12 protein-coding genes are annotated in these 16134 nt (G+C 58.0%); 4 read left to right on the forward strand and 8 right to left on the reverse strand.

Going from position 1 to position 16134, the window contains the following annotated elements:
- The first annotated feature begins 25 nt into the window (after positions 1–25).
- Complete coding sequence (locus ABIE63_RS09445; RefSeq protein WP_183416113.1) at positions 26–916, forward strand: LysR family transcriptional regulator; 891 nt, start codon at positions 26–28, stop codon at positions 914–916.
- A 377-nt stretch (positions 917–1293) separates the two neighbouring features.
- The gene (locus ABIE63_RS09450) at positions 1294–1614 is read left to right on the forward strand and encodes a hypothetical protein (RefSeq protein WP_183416114.1); all 321 of its coding nucleotides are present in this window, start codon (positions 1294–1296) and stop codon (positions 1612–1614) included.
- Between the two features lie 57 nt (positions 1615–1671).
- Here ABIE63_RS09450 and ABIE63_RS09455 read toward each other — a convergent pair whose 3' ends face one another.
- The 6 genes from ABIE63_RS09455 to ABIE63_RS09480 form a co-directional block, all read right to left on the reverse strand.
- Positions 1672–1962 (reverse strand): DUF1330 domain-containing protein, encoded by a 291-nt coding sequence (locus tag ABIE63_RS09455; RefSeq protein ID WP_354504191.1) that lies wholly within the window; start codon positions 1960–1962, stop codon positions 1672–1674.
- Between the two features lie 55 nt (positions 1963–2017).
- Entirely contained in the window at positions 2018–2707 is a 690-nt protein-coding gene (locus ABIE63_RS09460) for a pentapeptide repeat-containing protein (protein ID WP_354504192.1), read from the reverse strand.
- Between the two features lie 58 nt (positions 2708–2765).
- The gene (gene msrP, locus ABIE63_RS09465; RefSeq protein WP_354504193.1) at positions 2766–3758 is read right to left on the reverse strand and encodes a protein-methionine-sulfoxide reductase catalytic subunit MsrP; all 993 of its coding nucleotides are present in this window, start codon (positions 3756–3758) and stop codon (positions 2766–2768) included.
- Positions 3759–3912: 154 nt separating this feature from the next.
- On the reverse strand, positions 3913–4701 hold the full coding sequence (locus ABIE63_RS09470; RefSeq protein ID WP_354504194.1) for a fumarylacetoacetate hydrolase family protein: 789 nt from the start codon (positions 4699–4701) through the stop codon (positions 3913–3915).
- Positions 4702–4796: 95 nt separating this feature from the next.
- The gene (locus tag ABIE63_RS09475) at positions 4797–6839 is read right to left on the reverse strand and encodes an elongation factor G (RefSeq protein ID WP_354504195.1); all 2043 of its coding nucleotides are present in this window, start codon (positions 6837–6839) and stop codon (positions 4797–4799) included.
- Positions 6840–7064: 225 nt separating this feature from the next.
- Complete coding sequence (locus tag ABIE63_RS09480; protein ID WP_354504196.1) at positions 7065–8861, reverse strand: M3 family oligoendopeptidase; 1797 nt, start codon at positions 8859–8861, stop codon at positions 7065–7067.
- A 151-nt stretch (positions 8862–9012) separates the two neighbouring features.
- Between ABIE63_RS09480 and ABIE63_RS09485 the strand changes: the two genes are divergently transcribed.
- Positions 9013–10803 (forward strand): long-chain fatty acid--CoA ligase, encoded by a 1791-nt coding sequence (locus ABIE63_RS09485; protein ID WP_354504197.1) that lies wholly within the window; start codon positions 9013–9015, stop codon positions 10801–10803.
- A 16-nt stretch (positions 10804–10819) separates the two neighbouring features.
- Here the strand turns inward: ABIE63_RS09485 and ABIE63_RS09490 are convergent, their stop codons facing one another.
- On the reverse strand, positions 10820–11803 hold the full coding sequence (locus tag ABIE63_RS09490; RefSeq protein WP_354504198.1) for a DUF3137 domain-containing protein: 984 nt from the start codon (positions 11801–11803) through the stop codon (positions 10820–10822).
- Between the two features lie 4 nt (positions 11804–11807).
- Positions 11808–12392 (reverse strand): LemA family protein, encoded by a 585-nt coding sequence (locus tag ABIE63_RS09495; protein WP_354504199.1) that lies wholly within the window; start codon positions 12390–12392, stop codon positions 11808–11810.
- Positions 12393–12621: 229 nt separating this feature from the next.
- Between ABIE63_RS09495 and ABIE63_RS09500 the strand changes: the two genes are divergently transcribed.
- A complete protein-coding gene (locus tag ABIE63_RS09500; RefSeq protein WP_354504200.1) occupies positions 12622–16131 on the forward strand; it encodes an indolepyruvate ferredoxin oxidoreductase family protein in 3510 nt (1169 codons plus the stop codon).
- Positions 16132–16134 lie beyond the last annotated feature (3 nt).

Below are 16134 nucleotides of genomic sequence, written 5' to 3' on the forward strand. Positions count from 1 at the left end.
ATCACGCTAGCGGCTGGGGGACCGCATGGATTGGGATAAGCTGCGAATATTTCACGCCGTTGCCGAGGCGGGCAGCTTCACCCATGCCGGTGATCAGCTTAACCTCAGTCAATCGGCGGTCAGCCGCCAGATCAGCGCGCTTGAGGACAGCCTCAATGTGACGCTGTTCCACAGGCATGCGCGCGGCTTGATCCTGACTGAACAGGGCGAACTGCTTTACCGTACGGCCCATGAAATTTTCGGTAAGCTTTCGATGGTCGAGGCCCAGCTTGCTGAAAGTAAAGATCGGCCGCGCGGTGCGCTCAAGATCACAACGACGGTTGCCTTTGGATCGACGTGGCTCGCGCCACGCATGCGCGAATTCATTGAGTTGTATCCGGATATCGAAACACACCTGATATTGGCGGATCGGGAGCTTGACCTTTCGATGCGTGAAGCGGACGTCGCGATCCGGCTTTCCCCTCCCAGACAGGCAGACCTCGTGCAGCGGCACTTGCTGACCGTCCACATCAATATCTACGCGTCGCCGCATTATCTGAAGAAAAGTTCGTCACCGGCATCCGCCAAGGATCTCGATAAACATCGACTGGTCGTTTATGGCGAGGATGCCCGTCCCCCCGTCCCGGATGTCAACTGGCTGCTGCGCATTGGCAACGACTCGGGGCAGCTTCGCAAACCAGCGCTGACCGTGAACAACGTCTACGGCGTGATGCGCGCAGTGCAGGCCGGGGCCGGTCTTGGGGCCCTGCCGGAGTTCATGGCGCAGGGTTCGTCTGACCTCGTCCAGGTTCTTCCCGAGTTGACGGGACCCACCATTGACGCCTATTTCGTTTACCCTGAAGAGCTCCGCAGCTCCAAAAGAATCCAGGTTTTCAGGGACTTCCTATTACGCCACGTAACGGCGCAGCGGTTCTAGAAACGGCATTTCAGGCGGGTCTGTTTAGTAGTTATATGGCATTTTCACCAAGCCATGCGCCACGTGCATGTCAATGCTGCTAAATTTGGTGTGGTATAGCCGGCATCCATCATTATCTTGGGCTTATCGATGTTGCGTCGCAACATCAACCGGCTTGCCGACGTCCCCTCGTCGGCAAAGAGTTCCGGGCCCTTGGCCCGGAAGGGGTTCCTTTTTGGAATCCTACGTCTCCCAGACGTGAAGCCTCCCTGTTCAACTTGCCGGGAAATCGAAAGGTTTCCCGGCATTTTTTTCGGTGAGTTAGGCTGAGACTGCAAAAGTGGCGGGACGCCAGCACAAGAATATGGCATAGATGTGCGACGAGAATGGAGTGACAGATGAGCCGATTTGATCCAGACGGTCTTAAAGACGCCGCAACGCTTACCCCCGAGAAGCGCCTTTGGTGCGCAGTGCTGTTCCGTATTTTCCAGGACGCCTGCCGCAAATTGCCGGAGAGTGCCGACAATGCGGTGAAGATCGAATGTGATCAGGCGCGTTCATGGTTGCTGAGCGGTCAGGACATGCGGATCGTTTGCGAACTCGCTGGTTTCGACCCCGATGCCGTTCGTGAATCGGCGAGGCGGATGGAACAGGCCGGATGGCCCGTCATTAAGCTCGACGTCAGCGAAAAGACCGAGGCAGCACCACTGGCCGCCTGATGTGCGGCGATGTCATGTAAGAACGGAGCCGCGCCATCACGGCTCCTTCCGTTCCCGCTATAGGCCGTCAACCAATGCCAAGGAGCAAACCGATGCTCCCTGGCGTAATGCCTTCACCGGCGCATAGTCCGGCGAATGATAGAAAGTTCGCGCCTGCTCCATTGAGGGAAATTCGATAACTACCAGCCGTGTCGGCTTCCAAAGGTCTCCTTCGAACACCTCCAGTTCACCGCCCCGTACTTTATAAATTCCGCCGTACTTCTCGACTAACGGCTTTGCCTGCGCCTTGTAATTTTCATAGGCTTCCGGGTCGGTAATCTTGGTATCGACAATCAGATAGGCTGGCATATCCAGTCTGCTCCCATTTCCTTGCTGTCTGGAGAGTTCATTCCGCTGCCGTAGTTTATTCCTCGGGTTGGCAGGGCCAGGTCGTCGGGCGAGCCATGCCCGCTGGCAGGACCGTTTGGTCGTCCCCGCAAGAGCGCCCGAGATTCTCCTGCGTCAAGCCTTGGGTCTTGGAAAGGTCAACGCCCTCAAGATGCACGAGCATCATGATCGCTTGCGAGAAATCGGCACCCGATAAGGACGCTCCACGGAGATCCGTGCGCACCAGCAATGCGCTGCGGAACTTTGCATCGTCGAGAGTCGCCTGCGTCAACAGGGTCCGGCTCATCTCAGCTTTGGTGAGGTCGGCACCACGCAAATCGGCGCCTGTAAAATCGGCCCGCGCCAAATCGGCTTTATGGAGGTTTGCTCCCGGCAGATGTGCCTCCTTGAAATTCGCGCGTCCGGCATAGGCTCGCTCTAGATTGGCGCCTGTCAGCTCCGCCTCGGCCAGCCGAGTCCGCGACAAATCTGCCGAAATGAAGATTGCGCCTTTTAACTGCGCACTCTTGAGGTCGCTGCTGCTCAAATCCGCGCGCTCGAAGTTTCCGTTGTCGAGTTCACTACCCACCAAACGCAAGCGGGTTTTCGAGCAGGCGGTCCAATCGACGCCAGGCCTTGGGGAGTCGCTACAGCCGGCGAAGGGTTTGACTTGCATGACAAAAGGCGCGCCGGCAACCAACAAGGCGCCCAACAGGACCCTGGTCACCAATCTTCCGTTCGTCTGTCGCTTTTGCCTAATTCCTAGCGGACCCATTCACTTCCCTTCACATAAAGAGTTTCTCACCTTCAAGGCCATCATAGAGTTCAGCAACATACTCGCCATAGCCATTGTAAAGCTGTGTCGGCACGCGTTCATCGAAACCTAACACGCGCTCGGTGGCTTGGCTCCAACGCGGGTGTGGAACTTCCGGATTGACGTTGGCCCAAAAGCCATACTCGCTGGCCTGGATATTCTCCCAGAAACTAAAGGGTCGTTTGTCGGTGAACTCAAACTGCACGATTCCTTTGGTCGATTTGAAGCCGTACTTCCAGGGCACCGCCAAGCGCAGGGGGGCTCCATTCTGCTTAGGCATGGGCTTCCCATAAATTCCGGTTGCAATGAAGGCCAGATCGTTCGTCGCTTCGGCGATCGTGAGCCCTTCTACATAGGGCCAGGGATACCACGCCGCCTTCTGACCAACAGCAACCTCGGGATTCGAAAAGGACACCATTTTCACATATTTGGCGCTAGACAGAGGCCGCGCGAGGTCAACCAAGGCTCGTAGCGGGAAGCCGCTCCAGGGCACAACCATCGACCAAGCTTCGACACAACGATGGCGATAAACCCGCTCTTCAAGCGGCATCTTGGCCAGCAGGTCATCTATATCAATTTCGAAGGGCTGCTCAACCATCCCATCGATCCGGACCGTCCAGGGTCTGATTGGCAGATCCTGAGCGCGCTGCCAGATATTCTTTGAAGATCCGAACTCGTAGTAGTTGTTGTAGGTCGTGGCTAGCCGCTCATCGGTCAAGGGTCGCTCTGCCTTGTAGGTCGTGTTCCGCTCAACCGGATACAGCTTGGCGCTTGGATCGTCCGTTGTCTCGGCACTGGCTGTCTTGATGTCCTGCTCCTCGCAACCCGCCAGCAAAGCACCGGCCGACATCAGAATCGGGCCAGCCGCCAACCCCGCGACGAACCTGCGTCGCTGATGAAAGAGGCGTTCCGGCGTCACAGCGGACTCGGGCAGGGCCCAACCGCGTCGTTTGATAATCGGCATTTAACCGTTCCTCCTGGTGATTCCTAACCATGAATCATTGTCTGCCAGGACAAGAATACAACTACTACATAGATTACATTTGGTCACAAGAACGCGACCATACAATGATCAGCGCGAGACGCTGAACGTTCAGGCGAACCGCTTTCCCGCTGAATCACTCAAAAGCGAGGGTTACCTCACCCAAGGGACCAAAGTCCGCCCGGCAACCTTGCCCAGCTTCGAGCAAGGCAAACTTTGCGGTAACCAGACCCGTGGTTACCGTCTCCCCTGCCTGTAATCCACGCCCACGTCGTGTTAGATCGTTAGCCAACCATGTGAGCGCCCTGAGCGGATGGCCGAGGACAGCCTCCCCGCGACCGCTGCTGAAGGCCTCTCCATCGACGGTTAATCGCACCTCTAGATTTGCTAGGTCGAGATGGCGCCAATCCTCCGTTCCCAGCCCCAAGACGAATGCACCATGTACGGCGTTGTCCGCCGCCAGCGAAGGTGCGCCACGTTTCGTCCAGTCCCTACCGAAGCTGCTGCTGACGATCTCGAAGGCCGGATGCAAGCTTGCGACGGCTTGGCTAACCTCGTCGCTGCTGTAGTCGGCGCCTCGGGGCGGCAGGTCCTCCGCGAGAATGAACGCAAACTCCGGCTCTATAAGGCGGAACAAAAACCTGTCCGCCGGTAGATGAGCCGGACTGTCATGATAGGCTTCTTCCAACAGGCGACCGAAGAATGGGCCATCCACCCCAAGCAGCGTCTGCGCGACGGCCGAAGTCGCTGCGATCTTGTAACCGCAGGCCTTTGCGTTTTGCACGGCCAACAGCACATCCTGCACCACATAGCCCTCGGCCAGGTCAGCGGGTCGGATATCCGCCGGGAGCTCCGCCAAGGGCTGAAGGTCGCGCCGTGCGCCCGTCAACATTTCAACACAGCGCTGGATCGCCGCCTGCTGCATGCCGCCAGTCCTCTTTATCTAGCCAGCACCGATCAGGTGCTTGATGTTCCTGCGCCAGTTAACCCGCTTTAAGGCGTCTTGCCTACCGATCTTGCCTATTGTGCCGCCTGGCGAGCCTGAACCACCTGATCTGCCAATCTGCCTTGAAGTTCCTGCAGGTGATCAAAGACAGCGGTAAAATAGGCGGTACCCTGGGTCAAGCTCCGCAACTCTATGATGAGATCCTGAAGTTCGGATTCCGGCATGTAGGCCTGATGATCATCCCAACCCGTCCAACCCGCCTTACCGTCAAACCCCAGAATCTGGCCTCGACGGCTGCTTATCAGCCCATGAATACGGTTGGTGAAGCTTTGCGGAACAGAGATGGTTACGAGGTGTATTGGCTCCAGGAGCACGGGATCACACTCGACGAGCGCGTCGGTTATTGCCTGACGCCCGCAAATCTTGAAAGCCTGATCGGAGCTATCTACAGAATGGTGTTGGCCGTCGTAGAGTTCAACTTCCAGATCGACCACCTGAAAGCCCAGGGGACCGCGGACCAGGGATTCCCGAACGCCTGATTCAACCGCCGGGATGTAGTTGCGCGGCACCGATCCACCGACAACGCTATCGCTGAACTGGAAACCGCTACCCCGTTCGCGTGGCTTGATCCGAATCTTTATGTCGGCAAACTGCCCGTGGCCGCCACTCTGGCGCTTATAGCGCGAATGATGATCCGCCGATCTGCGAATGGTCTCCTTGTAGCCGGTTTGCGGTCTGTCGGTACGAACGGCGACATTGAACTTATTCTTGAGACGCTCAACGGCTAGCTTCAGATGCACCTCGCCCTGGCCGCGCAACAGCAACTGCCCCGTATCCTCACGCATAATGCTGCTGATCGAGGGGTCCTCCTCAGCCAACTTCGCCAAGCCGGCAGTCAACTTCACCTCATCCTGGCGGTTTTCCGGCTCAACGGCCACGGCGTAGACCGGCTCGGGAGATTCCGGCTTTAACACATCCGGATAGGTGATGTTGGCTTCGTCGAATAACGCCCCGGTCGCAAGGTTGTCTCGGCGACCCAACGCAACCAAGTCGCCACTTTCGGCCCGCGCCAGCTTTTCGGTCTCTCCCCCCATGACCCGGTAAAGTCCGGACAGACGCTCACCAACGACATTCGCGCCTTCTGCCAGCGGGCCGCGCCAGACCCTGGCCATGCTGAGTTTCCCTGTATGCGGATGGTGCTGCGTCGCCAAGACACTGGCAAGATAAGAGCCCTTGCCTTCCAACGACAGGCGTTTGGCCGTGGTTGACGCCTCCGGCGCTTCATGCCGCAAGGCTTTCCAAAGCCGGGTTACACCGTTCTCACGCTCTGCCGACCCCAGGAAAACCGGAACAATCAGATCCTGGCGCAGATCAGCGGCTAATTGTTGATAAACCTCCTGGGTCGCCGGAACCTTGTCTTCAAGCAACTGTTCAAGCAGGTCATCGTCAAAATCGGCCAGTGATTCCAATAGCTCTTGACGGGCTTCGCCCTCGCGGTCACGCATCTCATCGGGCATCTCGATCAGATCCGAAGGCTGGCCTTCGCGATAAGCGTAAGCGCGTTCACTGACAAGATCGACAAAGCCGGTCACGGCCTCGCCGTCACGAATTGGAACTTGGCGCAATACGAGCGGTTTTTCGGAAACCTCCTGCAATCCAGCCATTAGATCGCGCGCGCGCAAATCGGACTTATCCATCTTGTTGACATAAACAACATGCGGAATGTTGTGGCTGTCCATGAACTTGAAGAGCGGTGCGAGGATAGCCAGGCGATCAAGATTGGGTTCCGTCACGACAACCACGACATCTGCAACCAGCAGAGCTTGATACGATAGCTCCAGCAACTCTACCGAGCCGGGCGCATCGATCAGGTGCCACGTCTCTCCCAAGAAACTGCAATGCGCGAAATTGAGCTCTGTGGACATGCCGTGCGATCGCGCTTCTGCGGACGCATCGCCGACCGTGGCGCCATCTTTAACCGAACCCCGGCGCGGTATGGCGCCAGCGGCATGAAGCAGAGATTCGAGCAGCGTGGTCTTACCGCTGCCATAAGATCCGACAATGGCCGCGCAACGCGGCCCCGATTGGGCTTTTCCAGGCGACTCGCTATTCGGCATGACATCCTCCCTGTGCTGCGCTCGCTCTAACGAGTGCGCACCCGCCCTACGCGAAGGATATCGCGGAGGCGGACTGCCCCCGTACGCGGCGTCTTGTATCGTTTTACAGGATTCAGTCTGAGCAATTTGCCCAGCACACGCAAGCATCCCGCACCCGACGCTGGTTAGGGCACCGGTCGAATTGATTCTACTGCGCTTCCGTGAAACCCTTGTTCCCTGCGCGGGTCACATTGACGTGTCCAGCCGCTCCAGTTCATCAATCATCGATTCGATGACGGACAACCCCTTACCCCAAAACGCCGGATCCGAGGCATCCAGATTGAAGGGCGCCAATAGCTCCTTATGACGCTTACTGCCACCGGCGGCCAGCATTTCGAGGTACTTTTCGGCGAAGCCCGCCTCGGCTTCCTGATAAACGGCGTATAGCGAGTTCACCAGGCAATCGCCGAACGCATAGGCGTACACGTAGAAGGGCACATGCACAAAATGCGGGATATACGACCAGAAGGTTCTGTAGTCGTCGTCGAACGACAGCGACGGCCCCAAACTGGCCTGCTGGGTTTCCATCCAAATGTCGCAGAGCTCATCGGGAAGCAACTCGCCCTCGCGTCTCTTGTCATGAACGATCGTTTCGAACTCATGAAAGGAAATCTGACGCACGACTGTGTTCAACATATCCTCCACTTTCCCGGCGAGCATGATCTTGCGCCGGGTGGGATCGCTCTCGCTGCGCAGCAGCGATTGGAAGGTCAACATCTCGCCGAAAACTGACGCGGTTTCCGCCAAGGTCAGCGGCGTGTTCGCCATCAAATATCCCTGATCGGCCGCCAACACCTGATGCACCCCATGACCCAACTCATGGGCCAGGGTCATAACGTCGCGCACGCGCCCCTGGTAGTTCATCAGGATATAGGGATGTGCTCCCGGAACGGTGGGATGCGAGAACGCGCCCGATGCCTTTCCGGGGCGTGGGTCGGCATCGATCCAGCCTTGCGAAAAGAAACGCTCGCCGACTTCGGCTAGGCGTGGCGAGAATTCCCCATAAGCCGTGAGCACATGCTTCTCGGCTTCGCCCCAGGCGATTCGGCGGTCATTAGCTTGCGGTAAAGGTGCGTTGCGGTTCCAGTACTCCAACTTCTCGCGTCCGAACCACTTAGCCTTCAGGGCATAATAGCGATGCGACAAGCGCGGATAGGCCGAACGAACTGCCTCCACGAGCGATTCGACAACCTCGTCCTCGACAACGTTCGCCAGATTGCGCGACGACACCGGCTTTTGAAACTTGCGCCAGGAATCCTCGATCGCTTTGTCCTTGGCCAGGGTATTTGTGATCTGCGTGAAAAGTCTGAGGTTCTGCTTCAGCACCGATGCCAACGACTTCGCCGCAGCCTTGCGCGTATTCTCATCGCGATCGGTCAGTTTGTTGAGAATCTGCGCCTCGGTCAGTTCTTCGCCGTTCAACGGGAACTTAAGGGCTGCCATGGTCTCATCGAACAAGCGATTCCAGGCAGCGCGGCCCGTGACATGCTTTTCATGCAAAATGCGCTCTAGGTCCTCGCTTAACTGGTACGGCCGGAAAGCACGCTGCTCCTCCAACCAAGGGCGATACCGCGCCAGAGCACTGTCCTTCAGCTTCTCGGCCAAGTCCCGGTCATCTAGCCGGTTCAACTCCAGCGTGAAGAAAATCAACTGCGCAGAGATTCCAGTGACCGTCTCCTGAATGCTTTGGTGGAAACGCCCAACCTTTGCATCAGTCATATCTGTGCTATGGAGCAACTGTGCGTAGCTCATCAAACGGCCGAGTGTCTCCTCAATCGCTTCATAGTCCGAGATGGCTGCTGCAAGTTCCGAGCCGCTCAATCCCGCTAATTTACCTTCGTAGTCCTGGCGAAAAGCCTTGGCCTTCGCCGCAGCATCCGAACAATCCTGTTTGACTGCTTGCGAGTCGGGGCCAGGATAGAGATGATCGAGATTCCAGGTGGGAAGCTGGTCGGCGGAGCGTTCGGCGTTGTCTTGGGACAAAGGTCATACCTCGGCGAGATGTTGGCTAACGTTGGACGATATAGGTGGCATTTGTCCTTTCGCCAAGCGTATCGGACAAACCAGAACAAAAAGACTATGAAATTTCGGCTACTATGGAGCCGGCATTGGGGAAAGAAACGGGGGACTGCCCATGGATTACAAAGCTTGGCCTAGCCTATCGGCATTGTTCTATCATCAGGTAGAGTCCGAAGGGGACAATCCTTTTCTCTGGCAGAAAGTTGATGGAACGTACCAAGCGTTGAGTTGGCGGGAGGTCGCCGAGCGGGTCAAGGCGTTGTCGCGCGGCCTGCGGGACCTTGGCGTCAAACCCGGCGACCGCGTGACGCTGGTGGCGGAGAATTCGCCAAACTGGTTCATTGCCGATCTGGCCATTGTATCGGCGGGCGCGATCACCGTGCCGGCCTATACCACCAACACCGAAACCGACAACCAGCATATCCTGAATCACAGCCAGTCCATTGGTGCCATCGTTTCGGATAATGCCTTGGCCAGTCGGCTGCTACCGGCTGCGATCAAAGCACCGGAATGCCGTTTCGTCGTCGCGATCGAAGATCCCGGCATCGACCAATCTTCGACTCTCGACATCCACCAGTGGGACGATGTCATGCGCCGAGGGAAGGAATTGCCGGACGATGTGATGGATATTGTCCGCCGCGCCAAGCGCGAGGACGTCTGCTGTTTCATTTACACATCCGGAACCGGCGGCACGCCCAAGGGCGTGATGCTCAGCCACGGCAACATCCTCTGCAATTGCATGGGCGCCTATCATTTGTTGGAGGAATTCGGCTTGGGCCGGGAAGTCTTTTTGTCCTTCCTGCCCCTCTCCCATTCCTATGAGCACACCGCCGGTCAGTACTTTCCCATGTCTATAGGCGCGGAGATCTATTACGCCGAAAGCGTTGAACAGCTGCTGACCAATCTGGCCGAAGTACGCCCGACGATCATGACCGCCGTTCCCCGCCTTTATGAGTCGATGCATCAACGCATCCAGCGTGGGATCAACAAGCAGGGTGGGTTGAAGAAGAAGCTCTTCGACATGGCTGTGGAAATCGGTATCAAGCGTTACCGCGACCCTATCAGTCTAACGTTGCTCGACCGTATCAAGGATGTGATCGCCGATCGGCTGGTCCGTCGGAAGGTGGCCCTCCGGTTCGGCGGCCGGTTGAAGGCATTCGTCTCGGGTGGCGCGGCGCTCAACCCGGACATCGGCACCTTCTTCATTGCGCTCGGTCTACGATTGCTTCAAGGCTACGGGCAGACCGAAGCCTCGCCCGTCATATGCGCCAACCCGCCGAGCTGCATCAAGATACACACGGTAGGCCCGGCTTTGACCGACGTTGATGTGAAAATAGCTGCCGACGGTGAAATCCTGGTCCGCGGCGAACTGGTCATGCGCGGATACTGGCGCGACGAAGAAGCCACGGCGCGTGTTATCCAGGACGGTTGGCTGCATACCGGTGATATCGGCCGCTTGGACGAAGACGGCTATTTGGAAATTACCGACCGCAAAAAAGATATCATCGTACTTTCCGGCGGCGACAATGTATCGCCCGCACGTGTCGAGGGTTTCTTGACGCTGCAGCCCGAAATTAGTCAGGCCATGGCTTTTGGCGACAAGAAACCGCATCTCGTCGCCCTGTTGGTGCCCGATCCCGATTGGTTGCGCGAATGGACCCGTGAAAACGGCAAATCCAGCGATCTGTCGATACTGCGCGACGACCAGGATTTCCGCAAAGCGATGAATGCTGCCATCGAAAGGGTCAACAAATCCCTCTCATTGCTGGAAAAGGTCCGGCGATTCCAAATCGCGGACGAAGCCTTCAGCGTCGACAATCAAATGATGACCCCGACGTTGAAGATCCGACGTCACGTCATCAAGCAACACTACGGCGCCTTGATGGATAGCCTATACAAGGCCTGATACAAGGTCCGACGAATCAGGCACGCGGGCCGCTTGAAATCGACCCGCGTGCGTTGATTTCCTCGATTAGGAGGAAAAGTTCCGCCAGCGCCTTCAAGAACGCGGCGACGCTCGCACGGCTGTAGCCGCGCCAGAGGCTCCCTAGTCGAAAAGAATCTCCAGCTTGCCGCAGGGCGATCCAAACTTCCTGGCCTTCGAAGGCCAAGGCCATTTGCCCACCGCCGAAGCGCCGATCCAGTGCCAGGAGCCGCTCCATGAAAAGCGGCGTCAGGAGGTAACGCGCCTCGACCTGGTCTTTCGAGTACACCTCGAAAACCTCTTCGAAACGCGGGTCCTCCAACCGTACTTTATCGCCACCGCCGAACAGCCCACTCAGCGCACCGGCCAACCAGCCCGCATCGCGCTTGACCAGCACACGCGTCGAGAAAGGCTTCAAGAACCCACAGCGGATCAACAGTCCGTCAAAGACCGTAACATAGGTTGTCTTGGTGCCATTCTTGGTGTTCTGGGTGCGCTTTTCCTCCAGATACGCCTCAGCGATATCAAACGCGACGCCTGCGTGCTGACCCCGCACCCGGTCCTCAAGTTTAGACCGGTCATAAGATGGCAGGATCCCCAACTCCCTGAAGCGGTCCAGGGGAAATACGCCAGCCACACGGCTGTAGTCGAGATCCAGGTACCCAAAGATCGCCGTCAGCAAACTACCTTCGCTATCGGCCAAGCGTCTGGCAGCCCAACCGCAGCCGATACCACCGACCAGGATCGCCGGAACAATCAGCATTGGGTTGATCACCTGCATCTCATCGGTCGAGAAAAAGCTGGCAACGCCAAGCGCGCCACCGATCAGCAGTGAAACGCCGATTATTGCGAGACTTTGCCGACGCTTTCGATTCTGTGCATCCAGGTTTGGCTCAATTTCACGCCGCCAGAAGTCCTCGAACCCCGCGAACCGCGGCCCCAACACGTCGAATGACCGGCTTTCGGCGTCATCCTGTGGCACACCTTCACCTCTTCAAGTAGTCGTCCGCGTCAATGGGCTGGCGAACGGCTTCTTCTTCGACTTCGTAGTAAGGCATCTCGCTAACCTTTACCCAGCCCGCGATCATTGATGTTGGGAAAATCTGTACGAGGTTGTTGAGATCCGTTACCGCCGAATTATAGAACCGACGTGCCGCCGATATATGCCCCTCGACCTCTGAAAACTGCACCATGGCTTCCTGGATTGGCTTTTCCGCCTTTAGGTCCGGGTAGGCCTCCACTTGTATCATTAGGCGCCCGACCTGCTTTTCCAGTGCTTGAACAACGCCCAGGTGCTCCGCAGCGGCTTCGCCGCTTTTCGGGCGCTCGGTTTCCTGGAACCGACTCCGCAACCGCGTGACCTCATTCAACAAATCGCGCTCGTGTTCCATGTACCGCGCCGCCAGCTTCAAAACGTTGGGCAGCAAATCGTAACGTTTACGCAATTGCACATCGATGGATGCCAATGCTTCTAGAGCCCTGTTCCGAGTCGAAATGACCTTCACGTAGAGGCCGTAAAGAATCAGCGCCGCGACAGCTAGAACGATCAAGAAAATGACGGTCGAATCCATGCGGTCTTTCCCCCCTCAATCAATCGGCCCGCCAAGGGTAACAACCCGTAAAGGCTGCGAATAGCCCCGTCTGCCTGTCACTCAGACCACAGCAAGAATAATCTTGCCAAAAAGGTCAGTATTGCTTACCTATAATCTTATCTTGCATGAGAGGTTGCCTTTACCGACATCTTGCAAGAGGCTCGAATCTTCCCAGAGCGGCGGAGAAGAATCGCTCGAGAAGACGGCGATGAAGTTTTTGCTGAACTGGAGGACGGACGGGATGGCGTTGCAAGCGGTCTCACTCAATGACAAGTTCGAGCTGGAAACCGGCCGGGTTTACCTGAACGGGACACAGGCGTTGGTGCGTTTGCCGATGATGCAGCGCCAGCGCGATCTGGCAGCGGGCTTGAACACGGCTTGCTTCATCTCTGGCTATCGCGGGTCGCCGCTGGGGGCGGTCGATCAGCAGTTGCACCGAGCCAAACCTTTCGTCGAGAAAAACCACATCTACTTCCAGCCGGGCGTCAACGAGGATTTGGCCGCCACCGCCATCTGGGGCAGCCAGCAAGGCGATATCTTCAACGACTTCAACTACGACGGCGTCTTTGCCATGTGGTATGGCAAGGGACCGGGTGTCGACCGTTCGGGGGATGTCTTCAAACACGGCAACCACGCCGGAACGGCGAAGCACGGAGGCGTCCTGCTGCTTGCCGGTGACGATCACACCGCCAAATCATCGACAGTCGCGCATCAGAGTGAATACGCCTTCGTTGACGCCATGATCCCGGTCCTGAACCCGGCGGGCGTGCAGGAATTCCTGGACCTGGGCATTTATGGCTGGGCGATGAGCCGCTTTTCCGGTTGCTGGATCGGCTTCAAGACCATCGCCGAAACCGTTGATTCCTCGGCCAGCGTTTACGTAGACCCGCAGCGCGTGAAGATCGTGCTGCCTCAGGACGTGGAAATGCCGCCGGAAGGCCTGAACATCCGTTGGCCCGACGAGCGACTGGAGCAGGAAGAGCGGCTGATGCGTTACAAGCTTTACGCAGCGCTCGCCTTTGCACGCGCTAACAAGCTTGATCGCCGCGTGATCGACAGCCCCAAACGCCGCTTCGGCATCGTCACGACCGGCAAGTCGTATCTGGACGTACAGCAGGCGCTGGACGATTTGGGGATCGATGACGATTTGGCCGCCGAACTTGGCCTCTCGCTCTATAAGGTCGCCCTTGTTTGGCCACTTGAACGCGAGGGACTGCGCAGCTTTGCGGAAGGTTTGGACGAGATTCTGGTGGTCGAGGAAAAACGCGCGCTGCTGGAAAACCAAGTCAAGGAGCAACTCTACAACTGGCGCGAGGACGTGCGCCCCCGGGTGATCGGAAAGTTCGACGAGACCGGGAAGCCACAGCTTCCTTCCCATGGTGAACTGACCCCGGCGCTGATCGCCCGCGTGATCGCGCGGCGCATCGAACGCTTTTACAAGAGCGAACGCATCGACAGGCGCCTCAAGTTCCTCGAGGAAAAGGAAGCCGCGCTGGAGGCCCACAAGGCGCCCATGGAGCGCACGCCTTACTTCTGTTCGGGCTGCCCGCACAACACCTCGACCAACGTGCCGGAAGGAAGCCGCGCACTGGCGGGCATCGGCTGTCATTTCATGTCGATCTGGATGAACCGGGACAACGAAACCTTCACCCAGATGGGCGGTGAAGGGGCTTCCTGGATCGGTCAGGCGCCTTTCTCCAAGACCAAGCATGTCTTCGTGAATCTGGGCGACGGAACCTATTTCCACTCGGGTCTTCTAGCCATCCGAGCGGCTGTCTCGGCCAAGGTCAACATGACCTACAAGATCCTTTTCAATGATGCCGTGGCAATGACCGGCGGGCAACAGCATGATGGCCCCCTGGACCCAGCGATCATCTCCCGACAGATCGCCGCCGAAGGCGTGCGTAAGGTCGTCGTGGTCAGCGATGAACCGGAGAAGTATCCGGTCGGCGTCGCCTGGGGCGCCAACACGACGCTGCGCCATCGCGATGACCTGGATGCCATTCAGCGCGAACTGCGTGAGATGACCGGCGTGACGGCGATTATCTACGACCAGACCTGCGCTGCCGAGAAGCGTCGGCGCCGCAAGCGCGGCACCTTCCCCGATCCCAAGAAGCGCGTCTTCATCAACGAGTTGGTTTGCGAGGGCTGCGGCGATTGCGGCGTGAAATCGAACTGCGTATCCGTCACACCACTGGAAACCGAGTTTGGACGTAAACGGCGCATCGATCAATCGAGCTGCAACAAGGACTACTCCTGCGTCAAGGGCTTCTGCCCCTCGTTCGTGACGGTGCATGACGCCGAGCCGCGCAAGCGCAAAGCCGCAACCACCGCCGAGGACGTCTGGGAGGTTCTCCCCGAACCGACGCTGCCGATTATTGGCGAACCCTACGGCATCCTTGTAACCGGCATCGGTGGGACGGGGGTCGTGACCATCGGCGCCCTACTCGGCATGGCAGCGCACATCGAGGGCAAAGGCTGCTCGATCCTCGATCAAACCGGACTCGCACAGAAGGGCGGCGCGGTAACGACACACGTGCGCATCGCCAACAAGCCGGAGGACATCCAGGCGGTGCGCATCGCCGCCGGCGGCGCCAATCTGATCGTCGGCTGCGACCTGGTCACGACCGCTTCTTCGGATGTGCGTGCCAAGATGCGAAGCGACTTCACGCAAGCCGTCGTCAATACCGAGGAAACCATCACCGGAGCCTTCACCCACGACGTGGACTTCCGCGTCCCCGGCAAGGAACTGCACGAATTGATTGCCGAGGCGACCGGCGAGACGGCTTCGGACTTCGTGCCCGCGACGCAGGTTGCCACGGCGCTCTTGGGTGATTCGATCGCGGCCAATCTCTTCATGCTGGGTTATGCTTGGCAGAAGGGGCTGGTTCCTGTCAGCGTCGAGGCCATCGATCAAGCCATCGAGCTGAATGGCGTCGCTATCGCCTTCAACCGCAAGGCCTTCCTCTGGGGCCGCCGCATGGCGCACGATCGGGACTCGGTGATGCGTTTGGCCAAGCCCGAACGTGAAATCCCCGATCGCAAGCTCAGCGAGACCCTGGATGAGGTGATCGAGCGGCGCACCGCCTTCTTGACGGCTTACCAGAATAAGGCTTACGCGGCGCGTTATCGTACCTTGGTGGAGAAGGTTCGGGCAGCCGAACGTGATGCCGTGCCGGGTAGCGAAGCCCTAAGTGACGCCGTCGCGCGCTATGCCTTCAAGGTCATGGCCATCAAGGACGAGTATGAAGTCGCCCGCCTCTATACGGACGGCAGTTTCGAAGCGGCGCTTAAGGAGCAGTTCGAAGACGGCGGCACGCTGACCCTGCATCTGGCGCCACCGCTGTTCGCCAAACGCGACCCCCAGACCGGGCATCTCATCAAGCAGGAATTTGGCCCTTGGATTCTCAAAGCCTTCAAAATTATGGCCAAATTCAAAGGATTGCGCGGCGGGCCGCTCGATATTTTCGGGCGCAGCGAAGAACGCCGTCAGGAGCGCAAGCTTCGCGACGATTATCTGAGCCAGGTCGAAAAGACACTCCTTAAGAATCTCCGTCCGGAGACCCTCGGACTCCTGGTCGAGATTGCTCAAATTCCCGACCAGATTCGGGGCTTCGGGCATATCAAGGAAGCAAATCTCCAGAAGGCCAAGGCGCGCGAGACCGAACTGCTCAAGGCGCTGGAGAACCCGCAAGCAACCGCCAGCGCCGCCGAGTAACCG

The sequence above is a fragment of the Limibacillus sp. MBR-115 genome (genome assembly GCF_040549425.1).
Classification (GTDB): Bacteria; Pseudomonadota; Alphaproteobacteria; order Kiloniellales; family CECT-8803; genus Limibacillus; species Limibacillus halophilus.